This is a genomic window from Staphylococcus caeli (assembly GCF_900097965.1).
GTDB classification, from domain to species: domain Bacteria; phylum Bacillota; class Bacilli; order Staphylococcales; family Staphylococcaceae; genus Staphylococcus; species Staphylococcus caeli.
In genome coordinates this window covers 382,478-400,543 of the sequence record NZ_FMPG01000001.1, presented here as the reverse complement: position 1 = coordinate 400,543, position 18,066 = coordinate 382,478, and the positions used below count along the sequence as shown (strand labels likewise).

Below are 18,066 nucleotides of genomic sequence, written 5' to 3'. Positions count from 1 at the left end.
TGTATGTATTGAGATTACCAACAATGAAAGATATTTGTATTTTGAATTGAAGTTCTAAAAAAAGAAGAGCCTGGGAGATAAATATCTCAGGCTCTTATCAATTCAGTCATCTTTGCCAGGGTGGACAATGAAACCTTTTTTAGTTAGATTTCTGTCTCACTGTGTATTAAATGAATATTATTTTTTGCGTAATTTACCTAGAATAAATGAAACGAGTGCAACTAAGATAATCGTTCCGATAAGTGCAGGGAATATCGCGATGCCACCTAAGTGCCAGCCCCAATCACCAAAAATTAATGATCCAAGCCATGCACCAACGATACCAGCGATAATATTACCTAAAATACCACCTGGAATATCTCTACCTAAAATGCCGCCAGCAATCCAACCGATTAATCCGCCGACAATTAACATAAGAATAAAGCCCATATGAATTAACCTCCTTTGATATATATTTAATTGTTAATATATACCACAAAAAATATTATCTTAATCATTTATGATAAAAAAATATATTCTGCCAAAATAAAAATAATATGAACAATAAATGAATAATAATAAATGCATACCAATATGGCGTAAGTAACGTCATGATTGTAAAGGATAATAAAATACTAATATGACCCACGAGAATAGGGTGTTTAATACGGTTCATTAATTTTAATTGTGCTTTTTCTTGTGGTTGAAATGTACTATAGAAAAGTAAAATAGCACCGAATAAGAAAATAGCAGGAGCCAGATATGGAATAGACATATAATATGAATCATGACTTGTACTATATGTAAGTATAAGTGATGTACTTATTATTATCGTGAAAATACCTGCAATAAATTTTTGGTTAGAAATATTAAAAGTACCTATTTTATAGTTTAAGTACAATTGTAATAACGTCCAAATGATAAGTTGACCGCATGTATAAAATGCGATGTAATCATATTCACCGACTAGGTATAAATTAATTATGCCATTCAGGCTTATTGCAATTAGTATAGAGCTAAACTTAAGTTGTTTAAAATTCTGACGATATAAATCAATGCCAAGAATGACTAATATCGTAGCTATATTTATAATTATATTAATCAGCATGGTGCTCTCCTAACCTAGATACTTCACTGCAACATTATAGCAATTAAGTTAAAGCAAATCATTTAATTAGATATTTTAATTTTAAATATGCTAAAAAACAAATTAAAATCGTTTAATGATTATGATGATAAAAATATGCTATATCTCGATGCTCAACGATATAATTGTTAATACAAATTAAAAAGCGACTCGTTATATAGACAAAAAGCATTATACAACGAATCGCATGAAATACTCAATTTAAACACCTTTTTTATTACTCCATAATAGTGTGTGTAACTGAGGTAAGACATACACATTATTCATATCGCTACTCACCATAACGCGATCTACTAACGTTTCATATAAAGATAATAATTTTTCAGTGTGTGCTTCTACATATTCTCCGTCGAGGTAAGGATTACCAACTTGTAAATAGAAGGGGATAGTAGGATAGCGGTGGTGAATCATTTTTGCAAAGTCATAATCGGTATCATCGAATACGACTACTTTTAAATTTAATGATTCTGGTACACATTGTTCAATCACTTCATCTAATAAAGGTAAGTTTGGTTTCATCATGGAACTTGGAGGTTTTGGACTGATTGTTAAATCGTCAATTTGTGTCATCCAGGGTTGGAATTTACTACCTTGTGTTTCCAATGCGCTATAAATACCTTTCTCATCAAATAAATCAACTAATTCTTGAATGCCTTTAATTAAGGCAGGGTTACCGCCTGAAATCGTTACATGATTAAATGTGTCACCAGCAATCTCGTATAGGGCATTATAAATATCTTCGGCAGTCATCATTTGAATATCTTCTTTAGCACTGCCATCCCATGTAAAGCTTGAATCACACCAACTACAGCGATAATCACAACCTGCTGTACGTACAAACATGGTCTTACGGCCAATGACGCGGCCTTCACCTTGTATCGTTGGACCGAAAATCTCTAAAACAGGTATTTTACTCATGACGATGCTCCTTTGGTCGATAAACAACATAACTAGTAGGTGTTTCTCTTACATAAACTTGTAAACATTTTGGTTGATTATCACGTGCGTCTAAGGAACTTTGAACCATTTCATAGATTGTTTGTGCAACAATTTCAGTCGAAGGGCTTTTTCCGGAAAATTGTGGTAAGTCATTCAGTAAATAATGGTCAAATTGGCCATGTACAAGTTGTTTCAGTTCGCTGAAGTTCACTAAAAAACCATTGTGATCTAATACGTCACCAGCAATAGTTAGATTAACAAAATAGGTGTGACCGTGCGTACGCATACATTTACCTGCATCTTCACCTGGGATATAATGTGCAGCAGAAAAATTGAAATCTTTATTTAGCTCAAATGCATAAGGGTGTTGGATACTTGGATAATTTTGTTGAAACATTATTATTGAACTCCTTTTTCGACTAAATACGAATTTAATCCATTGGCTCTAAGTTCACAAGCTGGGCATGTACCGCAACCTTCGCCAATTATTCCGTTATAACATGTTAGGGTGTTATAGCGAATATAATCTAAAGCACCAAGTTCATCGCTTAATGCCCATGTTTCTTTTTTATCTAGCCACATTAATGGTGTGTGAATCACAAAGTCTTTATCCATAGACAATGACAGTGTGACATTCATAGATTTAATAAATTGATCTCTGCAATCTGGATAACCTGAAAAATCTGTTTCACAGACACCTGTAATAATATGTTTGGCATTGATTTGATATGCTAAAGCACCAGCAAATGATAAAAATAATAAATTTCTTGCAGGGACGAACGTATTTGGTATACCATCATCGCCGATTTCTATGTCCATATTGTGTTGTGTTAAAGCATTTGGTGTTAATTGCGATAATAATGACATATCTAATAAATGGTGCTTAACGTTTTGTTCTTTTGCGATTTGTTTTGCAACTTCTAATTCTGTATCGTGGCGCTGTCCGTAGGCAAAGGTAACAAGTTCTACATGTTCGAAATGCTTTTTAGCCCAAAATAAACAAGTCGTGCTATCTTGGCCTCCGCTAAATACGACGACGGCTTTTTGATTATCTAATGATTGTTGAGACATTTTTCGTGCACTCCTTTTAATGGTTAGACTAGCCGTATAGACGAGTGGCATAACGCAAAAAAACGTCTATCTCTATAAAAGACAGACGTCGTGCTAGTGTCTAGTTTTTTATAGAGGGTATCAGCTAGGAACCTCTTTATATTCATTTACAACGTGATTTAGAATAATATATTTAAACTGTAAAATCAAGTTAATATTTGTGATAATAAGTATAACAGACTAATGAATAATTTAAAAAGAGGAGACGAAATGATACTTATAATTGACAATAAAGATTCGTTCACCTATAACATCGTAGACTATATCAAACAAAGTTATACAAAGCAGGTCAAAGTTATAGATATTGATGAAGTGAGTGTGGAACGAATATACGAAATAGAACCACATGCGATTGTAATTTCACCAGGACCAGGTACTCCTAAAGATTACCCCATATTAAATCAAGTGATTAAAAATTTTGCACAGCATGTACCCTTTTTAGGAATATGCTTAGGTTTCCAACAAATTGTTGATTATTTTGGTGGGGAGATTATAAAAAATGATAAGCCAATTCACGGTCATACTACCAAAATCAAACACGATGGCACAGGTATTTATCAAGGGCTGCCTGCAACATTTCATGTTATGCGTTATCATTCTTTAAAAGCAAATCAAGCTAATTTTCCTGAATCGCTTAAAATTACGGCCATCAATGATGAAGGTATTATTATGGGTATAGCACATAAGCATTTACCAATTTATGGTGTGCAATATCATCCAGAATCTATATTAAGTGAATATGGTATAGAACAAATTCAATCATTTATAAATATTATGGAGGTATATCATGCCAATACACTTTAATTATCGTTATTATTTAGATGAAACAACATATGAAAGTCATCAATATTTTTTATCTAGTTGTGTGGAGCAAAAAGTGGCATACTGTATTGAAGATGTAGGAGAAGTGGTGACATTTGCCGAGCAGCAACAACATAAAGGGAAGTATGTTGCTTTATATTTGCCTTATGAAGCAGCTACTTATTTTAATCCTGAAATGGCAACAGTGCCAATTGAACATAAGCATGTATACGCAGCAGCTTATGTGTTTAATCATGTGGACAAAGAGGCAAGCGTACCCTTGATGTCACATCCTCAACGTAATTGTCGATTTCATTTTCAATTGAAAACATCACAATTAAAGGAACATATTAGAGCAATACAAGCGGCCATCATTGAAGGCCATACATATCAAGTCAATTACACTACAAGGCTAACGGATAACATTCGCTATCCAATTGCAGATTTATATTATAGTTTATTACAACAGAATCATGGATTTTATACTGCGTTAATTGATATGGAAGACGTGCAAATTGCGTCACTATCACCAGAATTATTTTTCCAACGAGGTCCATTTAAAGAAAAAGATGACATACTATTGAGTAAACCGATGAAGGGAACAATAGCGAGAGGACATTCTGAATATGAAGATGAACAAAACTATAAGTCCTTGATACAGTCTGCCAAAGATAAAGCTGAAAATGTTATGATCGTTGATTTGTTGCGTAATGATATGAGTCGCATTGCGCAAACTGGAACAGTCAAAGTATATCAACCATTTCATATAGAAACATACGAAACAGTTTTTCAAATGACATCCATGGTAACAGGTGCTGTCAGACAGACTACACAGTTGGTGGAGATACTAAGTGCGCTATTTCCATGCGGGTCCATTACTGGTGCACCAAAGATTAACACAATGAAATATATTCAAACGTTAGAGCAAGTGCCAAGATATGCATATTGTGGGACAATAGGTTTATTACATCCAAATGGTAAGGCTATATTTAATGTACCAATTCGTACAATTCAATATTTAAATAATCAAGCTATTTATGGTGTTGGTGCTGGCATTACAATAGATTCAATACCAGAACAAGAGGTTCAAGAATTTTTTGATAAAACCAAAATACTGGAGAGATTATAATGCAGTTATTTGAAACGATACGATTAGATGAGGGTGATTTCCCTAGATTGTCATATCATAAATCAAGAATGATGCGTTCGGCTGAAGCCTTAGGTTTTATTTTTAATGAACAACAGTGGACACAATGTATAGAAACTGTATTGCGTGAACATAATACTGGAAAATATAGAGTGAAGCTACTGTTGAATAAAGATGGCACGATGGATACTGTGATTGCTGAAATGACTGATAAGCAACGTTTTACTGCAAAATTGCAACAAGTAGTGTCACAAGTAAATCAACATTACATTATAAATAAAACTTCAGAAAGAGCGCATTTAATGCATAATTATCAAACTGATCTTGTATTACTATATAATGAAGATGGTAAAATCTTAGAATTTGATATTGGTAATGTGATGATTAAGGAAAAAGGTCAGTATTTTACGCCTAAATATCAAGAGGACTTTTTACGCGGATGCATGAGACAAGAAATGTTAGATCAAGGGAAACTTTTTCTCAAGGATTACGATGTCAACGAATTGAAATCCAAATTAAACAGTGGAGAGGCACAGCTTTTTCTAATAAATAGTTTGAGAGAGGTTGCCGAGGTAGAAATTTATCTATAGAATATAGTAGGTAAAAGCAAGGTATACCATGGTGTCCTATAAAGGAACAAAAGATTGCAACGAGAGAACGAGAGTTTATAAATAATAAGATATACTGAAAAAATGTGAATAGTGAGTGAAGTAGCATGATGATACTGATTTGGGCATTGATAATTATATTGATTTCTGTGTTTACCCGTTGGGGAACCCGTTTGTTAATTCAGAAAGATAGCATATATTTAACGCGACTTATCGCTTCCGTATCATGCGCAATTCAATTTATTTTTGTTTATTTGCTCGTGAAAGCAATCGTATATTATTTGGCGCAAGCACTAGACGTATTCTATCGATAGTAACAATTATGAGGTGAACCTATGAAAATATATAGCCAAGGAGACCAAGCAATCGTCGTTTCTATAGAAAAAGAGGTCTCTAAAGATTTAACAGAAGATTTATTAGCATTAAAAAAGTATTTAGCAGATAAAAACTATCCATTTATTACAGAAATTGTGCCTACTGAATCAGATATGATGATTTGTTATGATGCGCGAGACATGATTAAACACCATCATATTCAATCGCCATTTTTATATATGAAAGCATTAATTCAATCTGTACAATTAGAGATTAAACATGAAGAAGATACGATGGACCCAATTGAAATTCCGGTTGTATATGGTGGTATGTATGGCCCAGATTTAGAATCATTATTAAAACATTATAAAATGAATTTTGAAAAATTTGTCAAACGTCATACACAACCAAATTATTTTGTTTCTATGATGGGTTATACGCCAGGATTTCCATATTTAACAGGCATGGATAAGCACCTTTTTGTGAATCATACAGGTGAAAATAAATCCTTCATTCCGGCAGGTTCTGTGATTATTGAAGGTAAAAAGACAGGCATCACTACGACTGATACATATGGTGATTGGTTAGTTATTGGATACACACCTGTTAAGTTATTTACGCCCGAATTTGAAGATTTTACTAAATTAAAACTTGGAGATAACGTTGTATTCAAGTCGGTTTCAGAGAAAGAAATGGATTTAGGAGGCTTTAAACCATGTCAATCATAATAGAAGGAGAAGGTCTTTTCTCGAGTTTTCAAGATTTTGGGAGAACAGGCTATGAGCATGATGGGGTGATTCCTGGTGGTGCGCTTGATCCATTGTCTCATGAAATAGCGAATCGATTGGTTGCCAATGATAAAAATGAAGCAACTTTAGAAATGACGAATAGAATGGCAAGTTTTCGTTTTACGGAGCCAACGTTGATTGCATTGAGTGGTGGTAGCTTTAAAGCGAAAACGGCACACATGAATGTATTGCCGAATAAACTTTACTTAATGGAAAAAGGCGATGTACTTGAGTTTACCGAGACAAAACATACGTCGAGAGTTTACTTAGCTGTAGGTGGTGGTTTCGAGTTAGAAGAGTGGCTTGGTTCTACTTCTACGGATTTTAAAGTGAAAATTGGTGGGTTTCATGGCCGTAAGTTGAAAAAAGGCGATGAAATCAACATGAAACGTGACTATACCGAACGACATCATAAACTATTTGAGAATTTAGAAGAGTCTCATCAAACCGATTGGGGCATCGATGGCTATGCACTTTCTTTTAATTACATGTCGGATGTGTTCCATGTAATAAAAAATAAAGGTACTGAAGATTTTGAGCAAAAAGCGTTGAGTCGTTTTACTTCAGGAGAGTATAAAGTGACTAGCAAAGCTAATAGAGTGGGTATGTATGTTGAAGGTAAGCCTGTGAAAGCATTTTACGAAGATATGCCGGCTCATCAATCCGTTCAAATTGGTACGATTCAAGTAAAAAGAGATGGCACACCGATTATACTATTAAATGATCATTATACTTTAGGAAGTTATCCGCAAATTGGCACGATTGCCAGTTATCATTTAACGAAGTTAGGTCAGAAACACCAAGGTACTAAATTGAAATTTCAATTCATAGATGTGGTAAGTGCAGAGAAGAATCTTATTAAATACACAAATTGGTTGAATCAATTGTTCCATGGTATCGAATATCGTATGCAATTAGAGATGTTGAAGTAATGACAATCGTATTTAAAGTTGAATTAAAACTGTGATCTTTCATTGATATAGATGAAAGATTGCAGTTTTTTCTTTTGAGTATATTTATGGAAGTTAGTTAAAAGAAACCTATACGACCCAAGCCCGATTATTATGTGCAATTTTCAGCGTATAATTTAAAAGCGTATTATTTAGTTAATGATAGATTCATCGTACGTTAATAAGGCGTTAACATAGCGTTAATGAAGGAAATTAATGTGTGAAAAAGTGTGTTTTTACTTGATATTTCACTTAGTTTGCTTTATATTTATTAATTGAACTATGTGCGTTTTGTTACGAAAGTGTTACAAACTTATACTGTTTGTAAATACGATATTAACTTCAGTTAATTTGTAAACAAAACATTTGAAATTTTAGCTAGATATAACATTTATATCTAAGAAAAATTACACAATGAACGATAACTAATGAAAAAATCGAACTAATGCTTAACATATATAAATTGAAATCTACATATGAACGAGATTTTTATGAATATTAAATTAAAGCATGACTATAAGACTAGAAACGACAGAAAGCATCGTCAGAATTTAACAACAATTACACGTAACTTGCCATTGCACGAAGGTTGGCCAACGAAACAACCTATACTAATCTATATCGGGGGATAAGAACATGAGTTTACACAAAAAGAAACTGACTCTTTTTGCGTTTTTTATTTTGACAGTGCTCACTGTTACATTAAAAACGTATTTTTCATACTATGTTGATTTTTCTTTGGGTGTTAAGGGATTAGTTCAGAACTTAATCTTATTAATGAATCCATACAGCTTAATTGCATTAGTACTAAGTATATTTTTATTTTTCAAAGGTAAGAAAGCCTTCTGGTTCATCTTCATTGGTGGATTCTTATTAACATTCTTACTATATGCCAATGTCGTATACTTCAGATTCTTTTCTGACTTTTTAACATTCAGTACTTTAAATCAGGTTGGTAATGTGGAATCTATGGGTGGTGCAGTGACTGCATCATTTAAATGGTACGACTTTGTATATTTCATTGATACAATCATCTATTTATTTGTATTGATTTTTAAACAAAATTGGATTGATAAACGCGTATTTAGCAAAAAATTTGTACCTGTCGTAATGGCAGCATCAGTAGCATTATTCTTCTTAAATTTAGCGTTTGCAGAATCTGATCGTCCAGAATTACTGACACGTACGTTTGACCATAAATATTTAGTTAAATACTTGGGACCATTTAACTTCACAGTTTATGATGGTGTTAAAACGATTCAAAATAACCAACAAAAAGCTTTAGCAAATGAAGACGATTTAACGAAAGTATTAAACTATACAAAACAAAAAAATACTGAACCGAACAAAGAATACTTCGGCGCAGCGAAAAAGAAAAATATTATTAAAATTCACTTAGAAAGTTTCCAAACATTTTTAATTGATAAAAAAGTAAATGGTAAAGAAGTAACACCATTTTTAAATAAACTTTCTACCGGTAAAGAAGGATATAGATATTATCCAAACTTCTATCATCAAACTGGACAAGGTAAGACATCAGATTCAGAGTTTACAATGGATAACAGTTTATTCGGTTTACCACAAGGATCTGCGTATTCTCTAAAAGGAGATAACACTTACCAATCACTGCCAGCAATCCTAGATCAGAAACAAGGCTATACATCTAGCGTTATGCACGGTGATTACAAAACATTCTGGAACCGTGATCAAGTTTACAAACACTTCGGTGTAGATAAGTTCTATGATGCAACTTATTATGATATGTCTGAAGAAAATATTGAAAACTTGGGTCTTAAAGACAAAGAATTCTTTAAAGAGTCTGCGGATTATTTAGCTAAAGAGAAACAACCTTTCTATAATCACTTAATCACGTTGACAAACCATTATCCATTCACAGTTTCTGATGAAGATGCATCAATTGAAAAACCTAATACTGGTGACTCAACAGTTGATGGTTATATTCAAACAGCAAGATATTTAGATGAATCGTTAGAAGAATTTGTTAACGAGTTGAAGAAAAAAGGATTGTATGATGATTCAGTTATTATGATTTATGGTGACCACTATGGTATTTCAGAAAATCATAACAAAGCAATGGAAAAATTATTAGGTGAAGATATTACACCAGCTAAATTTAATGATTTAAATCGCACTGGTTTCTGGTTGAAGATTCCTGGTAAAGAAGGTACTGTAGATAAAACATATGCGGGTCAAGCCGATGTAATGCCTACAATGTTGCACTTATTAGGTATCGATTCGAAGAATTACTTGATGATGGGTACAGACTTATTATCTAAAGATCATAATGATACGGTACCATTTAGAAATGGTGACTTTGTCACAAAAGATTATAAATATGTAAATGGTAGAATTTATGATAATAAGAATAATGAACCTATGACGGAGAAACCTAAAGACTTCGATAAACGTAAACAACAGTCTGAAAAAGACTTGCAAATGAGTGACGATGTGCTTAATGGTGACTTGTTAAGATTCTACGACAACCCAGATTTCAAGAAAATTAAACCTTCTAACTATGAATATAAAACAGGTCCAAAAGGACAAGAGAAAAAATAATAAAAAAGTGTTAACGAGCGATATGATATGCTCGTTAACACTTTTTTTATTAGGAAAATTATTTGTATTTCCCTATACATATTTAAATGGAACCTTTATCCAAGTGCAACATCAAGTATCATCATGATTGTGAAACCAATCATTAAACTCAGTGTTGCTAAATCAGTATTATTACTCGCTTGTGAGTCAGGAATAAGTTCTTCCACTACAACAAATATCATTGCGCCAGCTGCGAAAGCTAAGGCATAAGGTAACATAGGTGTTATGACAAGTACAGCTGCTGCCCCGATGGTTGCGAAGATGGGTTCAACGATTGCTGAAGCTTGGCCATAATTAAATGCTTTCCATCTTGATGCACCAGCTGCTCTAATAGGCATAGATAATGCTGCACCTTCAGGAATATTTTGGATACCGATACCAATCGCTAATCCAAGTGCACCTAAGAAAGTTGCTTGTCCGTTACCTGCCACAATACCTCCGAAAGCGACACCTATCGATAATCCTTCAGGAATATTATGCAATGTAATTGCTAAAACAAGTAGCGTATTTTTATTGAGTTTTTTTGTGCCTACACCTTCATGGTATTGGTTCTTATCTTGGGTGTTTGGGTGTATATGTGGTATAACTAAATCTAATGCACGAATAAAAAATCCACCCAATAGAAAACCGATAGCTGCAGGTAACCAAGGAAAGGCAGAGCCTTCACCATAATCTATAGCTGGTTGTAGTAATGACCAAAAACTAGCTGCAATCATAATTCCAGCAGCAAATCCCTGCATAGAATTTAATATTTTGTCATTGACGCGTTTAAAAACAAATACAGCTGCTGCGCCCAATGCAGTTAGTAGCCATGTAATGATACCTGCGATTAATGCTTGGATATAAGGAGGTAAGTCTTGGAAAATTTCTGACATATGCTTTGCTCCTTTGTATCATTTGAGTTCAAAAAGGTGTATAATATATAGAACTGAAATTAAGTTTAACAGAAATAATTATAATTTTCGATATTAAAAAGGATGTTGGACAATGGAAGCATACAAAATTGAACATTTACATAAATCATATGCCGATAAAATCATTTTTGATGATTTACAATTGTCTATTTCTGAAGGTGAAAAAATAGGACTTGTTGGTATAAATGGAACAGGTAAAAGTACGTTATTAAAAGTCATTGCAGGATTGGATGAAGATTTTAATGCAGAAGTATCACATCCTAATGCATATCGTATTCGTTACTCTTCGCAAAAACAAACGTTTGATGAGGGTATGACTGTGTTTGAAGCAGTGTTAACTTCAGAAACGAAGACGTTACAAATTATACGTACATATGAAGCTGCATTGAATCAATATACGGAAACCCAAAGTGAAGAAGATTTCCAGAAAATGATGAAAGCACAAGAAGCGATGGATACATATCAAGCTTGGGATTATAGTGCTGAAATTAAAACGATTTTGTCTAAATTAGGGATTTATGATACGACAAAATATGTACGTGAACTGTCAGGTGGGCAACAAAAAAGAGTTGGATTAGCAAAAACGCTTATTGAACAACCAGATTTATTATTACTAGATGAGCCAACGAACCATTTAGATTTTGAATCAATCCACTGGCTCATTAATTATGTGAAACAATATCCGCATACAGTATTATTCATCACGCATGATCGCTACTTTTTAAATGAAGTATCTTCTCGCATTATAGAGTTAGATCGAGGTAAGTTGTCGACCTATCCAGGTAATTATGAAGACTATATTGCACAACGTGCTGAAAATGAAATTATAGAACAAAAACAGCAGGCGAAACAGCAATCGTTGTATAAAAAAGAGTTAGCCTGGATGAGAGCGGGCGTTAAAGCGCGTACAACAAAACAACAAGCACGTAAAAACAGGTTTGAAGATTTAGAACAAGATGTAAAAAATCAGCATCAACAAGATAAAGCTTCTTTAAATCTGGCCTATTCACGACTTGGTAAACAAGTGTATGAATTGGAACATCTGACAAAACGTATTAACGGTAAAACACTTTTTGAAGATATCACTCAGATTATTCAAAGCGGTGAACAAATTGGTATTGTTGGCCCCAATGGTGCAGGTAAAACGACACTATTAAATATATTAAGTGGTGAAGATAAAGATTTCGAAGGTAATCTGAAAATTGGGCAGACTGTGAAAGTAGCTTATTTTAAACAAACAGAAGAACGACTTGATCGTGATATTAGAATGATTGATTACTTGAGAGAAGAAAGTGAAGTTGCCAAGGAAAAAGATGGTACATCTGTTTCAATTACGCAGCTACTTGAGCGCTTTTTATTCCCTAGTTCTACACATGGTAAGAAAGTATATAAATTATCTGGTGGCGAACAAAAACGTTTGTACCTATTAAAACTATTGGTACATCAACCCAATGTGCTATTGCTAGACGAACCAACAAATGATTTAGATACAGAAACACTCACTATACTCGAAGATTATGTTGATACATTTGGTGGTGCGGTTATTACCGTGAGTCATGATAGATACTTTTTAAATAAAGTAGCGCAATCATATTGGTACATCCATGATGGACAAATAGAACGCATCGTTGGAACATTTGAAGATTATGAAGCGTATAAAAAAGAACAAGATCAATTAAAAGAACAACAGAAACAGCAAACTAAAGTTAAGCAACCTGTGGAAAAGAAAAAGAAAAAAGGATTGTCTTATAAAGAGCAAAAAGAGTATGAGATGATTGTTGAACGTATAGATACAACTGAACAGCGTTTAGAAGAAATAGAAGCAGAGATGGTTGAGGCGAGTTCAGATTATGCAAAAATTAAAGAATTGAGCGAAGAACAACGCAGTTTGAATTCACTATATGAAGATGATATTGCAAGATGGAGCGAACTTGAAGAACAAAAAGAACAATGAGGGATTTTATAATATGGAGTCAACTTTATCGCATTATTTTGGCTATGACACATATCGTCCAGGCCAAAAAGAAATCATAACAAAAGTATTGAATCATCAAAATGTGCTAGGAGTACTACCTACTGGTGGGGGTAAATCAATTTGTTATCAAGTACCGGGATTAATGATGGGCGGCACAACGATAGTCATCAGTCCGTTAATCTCATTGATGAAAGACCAAGTTGATCAATTAAAGGCCATGGGTATCCATGCAGCATATTTAAACAGTAGTTTAACGCAGAAACAGCAAAAAGAAATTGAGGAACAATTAAGAAAAGGTAAAATTCAGTTTTTATATGTGGCACCAGAACGTTTTGATAATGCGTATTTTGTCAGATTGTTACAACAGTTAAAGATTCATCTTGTTGCGTTTGATGAAGCACACTGTATTTCTAAATGGGGCCATGATTTTAGACCAAGTTATCAAGATGTTATTCATAAAGTATTTGCCTTGCCGCAAGATTTTACGATTGTAGCATTAACAGCAACAGCAACAATAGAAGTTCAGAAAGACATCATGGAACGCTTGAACATTGATAAAAATGATGAAATAAAAACGAGTACCAAAAGACGTAACCTTGTTTTTCAAGTGAACCCAACTTACCAAAGACAGAAATTTGTGATGGACTATGTGCAAACGCACAAAAATGCAGCAGGTATCATCTATTGTTCAACACGTAAACAAGTAGAAGAATTACAAGAAGCCTTAGAAAGTAAGGGTATCGATAGTACAATTTATCACGCTGGCCTATCAAATAAAGAGCGTGAAGCAGCACAAAATGACTTTGTATATGATCGGGTGCGTGTAGTAGTGGCTACAAATGCGTTTGGTATGGGGATTGATAAATCAAATGTGAGGTTTGTCATTCATTATAATATGCCTGGAGACTTAGAATCTTATTACCAAGAAGCGGGGCGTGCAGGGCGTGACGGTTTGAAAAGTGATTGTATTTTATTGTTCAGTGAACGAGATATTGGTTTGCATCAATACTTTATTTCTTCCTCGAAAGCTGATGAAGATTACAAAGATAAAATGGGCGACAAACTGAATAAAATGATGCTCTATACCAAGACTAAAAAATGTTTAGAGGCGACACTTGTACATTACTTTGAACCTAATGAGAAGTTAGAGGGATGTGAACAATGTAGTAACTGTGTGGTTGAGAATAAAACGTATGATATGACTGATGAAGCCAAAATGATTGTAAGTTGTATCGCGCGTATGAAACAACAAGAAAGTTATAGTGTCATTATACAAGTGCTTAGAGGTGAAGATTCAGATTATATTCGATACTGTGATTATAATCAATTGTCTACACATGGCATTATGAAACAATATACGACTTCAGATTTAAGTCATTTAATTGATGAATTAAGATTCAAAGGTTTTTTAAACGAGCATGATGAAATACTTGTTTGCGATAATTCCGTAAAAAAATTATTAAATGATGAAATTAAAATTTATACGACACCATTTAAGCGTAAGTCAAAAGAGAAAGTTCATATCAATACGGTTGAAGGCGTTGATCGCGCATTGTTTGATGAATTAATAGATGTGCGTAAGCAATTAAGCGATTCACTGAGTATACCACCTGTAAGCATTTTCTCTGATTTTACTTTAGAAGAATTTGCCAAAAGAAAACCGGAATCTAAGCAAGAAATGATTTTAATTGATGGTGTTGGTAGCTATAAATTGAAACATTACTGTCCGATGTTTTTGGAGAAAATTCAAACGTATAAAGCTAAAATTTAAAAAGCGAAATATTTTATTTTTATTGGTTATATGTATATAATTATCACAAATCATAAGCGGTGAATCGCGAATTATTTAAAAAGGCGAAGTTAAATTGACAATCATTAATATTCTATGTGTGACGTTTACCATGGATATGATTTTGTCTAGTGTTAACTTCGCTTTTTGTATAAATGGTAACAGTAGTTGACTGTACTTTGCGTTGAAATATTTGATGAAAATTACATGAAATATTGAAAAGTAGGGAATATGAAATGAAAAGCGCAGTGTATATTTAATTCATATGCGCATACAAGAGTGAAGGTGACAAAGTGATAGAATTTAAAAATGTAGTGAAGCGTTACGGTGATAAAAAAGCTGTTGACGATATTAGTTTTAATATCAAAGAAGGCGAATTTTTTGTATTGATTGGACCTTCGGGTTGTGGGAAGACAACAACTTTAAAGATGATTAACCGTCTAATTTCACTTTCAGAAGGTTATATTTATTTTAATAACAAACCAATCAGTGATTATCCAGTATATGAAATGCGTTGGGATATTGGTTATGTTCTGCAGCAAATCGCATTGTTTCCACATATGACAATCAAGGAAAATATTGCTCAGGTCCCACAAATGAAGAAATGGTCAGAGCAAAAAATAGATCAACGTGTGAATGAGTTGATGAATATGGTAGGCTTGGAGCCAGAAATTTATAAAAATAGAAAACCAGCCGAATTATCTGGTGGTCAACAGCAACGTGTAGGGGTGATACGTGCGCTTGCCGTTGACCCTCCTGTCATATTAATGGATGAGCCATTCAGTGCGTTAGATCCGATTAGCCGTGAAAAATTGCAAGATGATTTGATTGAATTACAATTAAAAATTAAGAAGACAATTGTTTTTGTAACGCATGATATTCAAGAAGCGATGAAACTAGGTGATCGCATTTGTTTATTAAACGAAGGACACGTTGAACAAATAGATACGCCGGACGGTTTTATCAAAAATCCCAAAAATGAGTTCGTAAAACAATTTATGGGCGATAAATTAAAGCGTACTGTAAATGATCTACAGTTGTCAGAATTAACGGGAAGTTTAATGTTGAATGAACGGGATGCTAAACAAGGCTATCCTATCGTCGACAGTAATCAATATGTGAGTGATATTTATCGAGAATTAGCAGCGCATGAAGCAATCATAATCGATGATTCGTCAACAGGAACACAACATATACTTAAACGACAAGATGTTTTTGAAATGTTATCAGGTCGTAACGAAGGAGGGCACCACGCATGAATGAACTCTTTCACACACTTGCAGAGCGTAGAGGACAGTTGATTACTACGATTTTTGAGCATATCCAAATATCATTTATAGCGTTACTCATTGCAGCTTTGATTGGAGTGCCTTTAGGAATATATCTTACAAAAACGCGTAAATTAGCTGAAATTATTATGAATATTGCTGCTGTACTACAAACGATACCGTCACTTGCATTATTAGGTTTGATGATTCCGTTATTTGGTATTGGAAAGGTTCCAGCAGTGATTGCACTTGTTGTATATGCATTGTTACCTATTTTAAGAAATACATATACGGGTATAAATGAGGTTGATGGATCATTAGTTGAAGCAGCTAAAGGGATTGGAATGAAGCCTGGACGTCGTTTGACTAAAGTGGAGTTACCCATTGCGATGCCGGTGATAATGGCAGGTATACGCACTGCAATGGTGCTTATCATTGGTACAGCAACTTTAGCTGCATTAATAGGTGCAGGCGGTTTAGGTGACTTGATATTATTAGGTATTGATCGTAATGATTCTTCACTGATTTTAATAGGTGCTATTCCAGCAGCTTTATTAGCAATTTTATTCGATTTAGTACTCCGTTATATGCAAAAATTATCCTATAAAAAACTATTGATCTCACTTGGTGCAATTGTCATTATATTACTATTAGTAATTATTGGACCAATGTTAGCACAAAAAGGAGATAAAGTGACATTAGCAGGTAAATTAGGCTCAGAGCCATCTATTATTACAAATATGTATAAAATTTTAATCGAGCAAGAAACAGATAATCGCGTAGAAGTTAAAGATGGCATGGGTAAAACATCTTTCTTATTTAATGCATTAAAGTCAGACGATATTGATGGTTATTTAGAATTTACGGGTACAGTCTTAGGTGAATTGACAAAAGAAGATTTGAAATCAAAACAAGAAGCTAAAGTCTATAAACAAGCGAAATCTAGCCTTGAAAATAAATACAATATGACAATGTTACAACCAATGAAGTATAACAACACGTATGCTTTAGCAGTGAAGAAGGATTTTGCAGACAAACATCATCTGAAAACAATAGGTGATTTGAACAAAGTAAGTGACCAAATTAAACCTGGATTCACACTCGAATTTAATGATCGTGGTGATGGATATCCAGCAGTTAAAAAAGCGTATGGACTTGATTTAGGTAATGTTAAGACGATGGAACCAAAACTCCGTTATCAAGCAATTGAAAATGGTGACATTAACTTAATCGACGCGTATTCGACAGATGCCGAATTGAAACAATACGATATGGTTGTCTTAAAAGATGATAAACATGTATTTCCACCATATCAAGGCGCACCGATGTTTAAAACTTCATATCTTAAAGAACATCCAGAAATTAAGAAACCATTAAATCGTTTAGCAGGTAAAATTTCAGATGAAGATATGCAACAAATGAATTATAAAGTGACAGTTAAAAAAGAAGATCCCTATCAAGTTGCAAAAGCGTATTTAGAAAAGCACCACCTCATTAAACACAAATAATTAAGTATGAGTTCAAAAATGCGAGTGGGACAGAAATCCATTTCTCTAATAAAGATTTCGTAGTCCCACCCGGCAAGGAGGACTAGGGTTGAAAAGTTTACCTGAGCTGAAGCTCATGCATAAGTCTCACTAACTTATTAAATTAAAGCAGTGGGACTTTATATTTTCAATTCAGTCATCTACTGCCTAATTTGATAAGAGCCTGAGACATC

At 33.7% G+C, this 18,066-nt stretch carries 17 protein-coding genes; 11 read left to right on the top strand and 6 right to left on the bottom strand.

The features are described 5' to 3' along the window. Positions 1–177: 177 nt before the first annotated feature. The 5 genes from BJS11_RS01930 to queC form a co-directional block, all read right to left on the bottom strand. The gene (locus BJS11_RS01930) at positions 178–429 is read right to left on the bottom strand and encodes a GlsB/YeaQ/YmgE family stress response membrane protein (RefSeq protein WP_069994367.1); all 252 of its coding nucleotides are present in this window, start codon (positions 427–429) and stop codon (positions 178–180) included. Positions 430–493: 64 nt separating this feature from the next. Continuing rightward, complete coding sequence (locus BJS11_RS01925; protein ID WP_069994368.1) at positions 494–1,087, bottom strand: hypothetical protein; 594 nt, start codon at positions 1,085–1,087, stop codon at positions 494–496. A gap of 240 nt (positions 1,088–1,327) precedes the next feature. Next, positions 1,328–2,044, bottom strand: a complete 717-nt coding sequence (gene queE, locus BJS11_RS01920; RefSeq protein WP_069994369.1) for a 7-carboxy-7-deazaguanine synthase QueE — start codon at positions 2,042–2,044, stop codon at positions 1,328–1,330. Next, positions 2,037–2,462: a 6-carboxytetrahydropterin synthase QueD gene (gene queD / locus BJS11_RS01915; RefSeq protein ID WP_069994370.1), complete on the bottom strand. Its 426-nt coding sequence runs from the start codon at positions 2,460–2,462 to the stop codon at positions 2,037–2,039. Before queD ends, queE begins: the two co-directional genes overlap by 8 nt. A 2-nt stretch (positions 2,463–2,464) precedes the next feature. After that, positions 2,465–3,136 carry a 7-cyano-7-deazaguanine synthase QueC gene (queC, locus tag BJS11_RS01910; protein ID WP_069994371.1) on the bottom strand — a complete coding sequence of 224 codons (672 nt, stop codon included), beginning with the start codon at positions 3,134–3,136 and terminating at the stop codon, positions 2,465–2,467. 249 nt (positions 3,137–3,385) lie between these two features. Here queC and BJS11_RS01905 point away from each other — a divergent pair, with 249 nt between their 5' ends. The 7 genes from BJS11_RS01905 to ltaS all read left to right on the top strand — a co-directional run bounded on the left by BJS11_RS01905 (position 3,386) and on the right by ltaS (position 10,361). Beyond that, the gene (locus BJS11_RS01905; protein ID WP_069994372.1) at positions 3,386–3,979 is read left to right on the top strand and encodes an anthranilate synthase component II; all 594 of its coding nucleotides are present in this window, start codon (positions 3,386–3,388) and stop codon (positions 3,977–3,979) included. Further along, positions 3,963–5,105 carry a chorismate-binding protein gene (locus BJS11_RS01900; protein WP_069994373.1) on the top strand — a complete coding sequence of 381 codons (1,143 nt, stop codon included), beginning with the start codon at positions 3,963–3,965 and terminating at the stop codon, positions 5,103–5,105. Before BJS11_RS01905 ends, BJS11_RS01900 begins: the two co-directional genes overlap by 17 nt. Then, entirely contained in the window at positions 5,105–5,713 is a 609-nt protein-coding gene (locus tag BJS11_RS01895; protein ID WP_069994374.1) for an aminotransferase class IV, read from the top strand. Before BJS11_RS01900 ends, BJS11_RS01895 begins: the two co-directional genes overlap by 1 nt. 353 nt (positions 5,714–6,066) lie before the next feature. Next, positions 6,067–6,774: a 5-oxoprolinase subunit B family protein gene (locus tag BJS11_RS01890; RefSeq protein ID WP_069994375.1), complete on the top strand. Its 708-nt coding sequence runs from the start codon at positions 6,067–6,069 to the stop codon at positions 6,772–6,774. Continuing rightward, positions 6,762–7,766, top strand: coding sequence for a 5-oxoprolinase subunit C family protein (locus BJS11_RS01885; protein ID WP_069994376.1), 1,005 nt, complete (start codon positions 6,762–6,764; stop codon positions 7,764–7,766). The genes BJS11_RS01890 and BJS11_RS01885 overlap by 13 nt, the downstream gene beginning before the upstream one ends. A gap of 509 nt (positions 7,767–8,275) precedes the next feature. After that, entirely contained in the window at positions 8,276–8,416 is a 141-nt protein-coding gene (locus BJS11_RS13680) for a hypothetical protein (RefSeq protein WP_159427246.1), read from the top strand. Between the two features lie 4 nt (positions 8,417–8,420). After that, positions 8,421–10,361 (top strand): polyglycerol-phosphate lipoteichoic acid synthase LtaS, encoded by a 1,941-nt coding sequence (ltaS, locus tag BJS11_RS01880; protein WP_069994377.1) that lies wholly within the window; start codon positions 8,421–8,423, stop codon positions 10,359–10,361. Between the two features lie 95 nt (positions 10,362–10,456). On the opposite strand, the gene BJS11_RS01875 is transcribed toward ltaS, so the two are convergent. Next, entirely contained in the window at positions 10,457–11,275 is an 819-nt protein-coding gene (locus BJS11_RS01875; protein WP_069994378.1) for a ZIP family metal transporter, read from the bottom strand. Positions 11,276–11,387: 112 nt separating this feature from the next. On the opposite strand from BJS11_RS01875, the gene BJS11_RS01870 reads away from it, so the two are divergent. The 4 genes from BJS11_RS01870 to BJS11_RS01855 all read left to right on the top strand — a co-directional run bounded on the left by BJS11_RS01870 (position 11,388) and on the right by BJS11_RS01855 (position 17,854). Continuing rightward, on the top strand, positions 11,388–13,268 hold the full coding sequence (locus tag BJS11_RS01870) for an ABC-F family ATP-binding cassette domain-containing protein (RefSeq protein ID WP_069994379.1): 1,881 nt from the start codon (positions 11,388–11,390) through the stop codon (positions 13,266–13,268). A gap of 13 nt (positions 13,269–13,281) precedes the next feature. Further along, positions 13,282–15,060, top strand: a complete 1,779-nt coding sequence (gene recQ / locus BJS11_RS01865) for a DNA helicase RecQ (protein WP_069994380.1) — start codon at positions 13,282–13,284, stop codon at positions 15,058–15,060. A 311-nt stretch (positions 15,061–15,371) separates the two neighbouring features. Continuing rightward, positions 15,372–16,337: an ABC transporter ATP-binding protein gene (locus BJS11_RS01860; protein ID WP_069994381.1), complete on the top strand. Its 966-nt coding sequence runs from the start codon at positions 15,372–15,374 to the stop codon at positions 16,335–16,337. Next, a complete protein-coding gene (locus tag BJS11_RS01855) occupies positions 16,334–17,854 on the top strand; it encodes an ABC transporter permease/substrate-binding protein (RefSeq protein WP_069994382.1) in 1,521 nt (506 codons plus the stop codon). The genes BJS11_RS01860 and BJS11_RS01855 overlap by 4 nt, the downstream gene beginning before the upstream one ends. Positions 17,855–18,066 lie beyond the last annotated feature (212 nt).

Bases quoted from the DNA above. Each gene is read 5' to 3' on its own strand.
- recQ (WP_069994380.1), top strand. From the start codon at position 13,282: ATGGAGTCAACTTTATCGCATTATTTTGGCTATGACACATATCGTCCA.
- BJS11_RS01925 (WP_069994368.1), bottom strand. From the start codon at position 1,087: ATGCTGATTAATATAATTATAAATATAGCTACGATATTAGTCATTCTT.
- BJS11_RS01870 (WP_069994379.1), top strand. From the start codon at position 11,388: ATGGAAGCATACAAAATTGAACATTTACATAAATCATATGCCGATAAA.
- BJS11_RS01900 (WP_069994373.1), top strand. From the start codon at position 3,963: ATGCCAATACACTTTAATTATCGTTATTATTTAGATGAAACAACATAT.
- BJS11_RS01890 (WP_069994375.1), top strand. From the start codon at position 6,067: ATGAAAATATATAGCCAAGGAGACCAAGCAATCGTCGTTTCTATAGAA.
- BJS11_RS13680 (WP_159427246.1), top strand. From the start codon at position 8,276: ATGAATATTAAATTAAAGCATGACTATAAGACTAGAAACGACAGAAAG.
- BJS11_RS01885 (WP_069994376.1), top strand. From the start codon at position 6,762: ATGTCAATCATAATAGAAGGAGAAGGTCTTTTCTCGAGTTTTCAAGAT.
- BJS11_RS01930 (WP_069994367.1), bottom strand. From the start codon at position 429: ATGGGCTTTATTCTTATGTTAATTGTCGGCGGATTAATCGGTTGGATT.
- queD (WP_069994370.1), bottom strand. From the start codon at position 2,462: ATGTTTCAACAAAATTATCCAAGTATCCAACACCCTTATGCATTTGAG.
- BJS11_RS01895 (WP_069994374.1), top strand. From the start codon at position 5,105: ATGCAGTTATTTGAAACGATACGATTAGATGAGGGTGATTTCCCTAGA.
- queE (WP_069994369.1), bottom strand. From the start codon at position 2,044: ATGAGTAAAATACCTGTTTTAGAGATTTTCGGTCCAACGATACAAGGT.
- BJS11_RS01875 (WP_069994378.1), bottom strand. From the start codon at position 11,275: ATGTCAGAAATTTTCCAAGACTTACCTCCTTATATCCAAGCATTAATC.
- queC (WP_069994371.1), bottom strand. From the start codon at position 3,136: ATGTCTCAACAATCATTAGATAATCAAAAAGCCGTCGTCGTATTTAGC.
- BJS11_RS01855 (WP_069994382.1), top strand. From the start codon at position 16,334: ATGAATGAACTCTTTCACACACTTGCAGAGCGTAGAGGACAGTTGATT.
- BJS11_RS01905 (WP_069994372.1), top strand. From the start codon at position 3,386: ATGATACTTATAATTGACAATAAAGATTCGTTCACCTATAACATCGTA.
- ltaS (WP_069994377.1), top strand. From the start codon at position 8,421: ATGAGTTTACACAAAAAGAAACTGACTCTTTTTGCGTTTTTTATTTTG.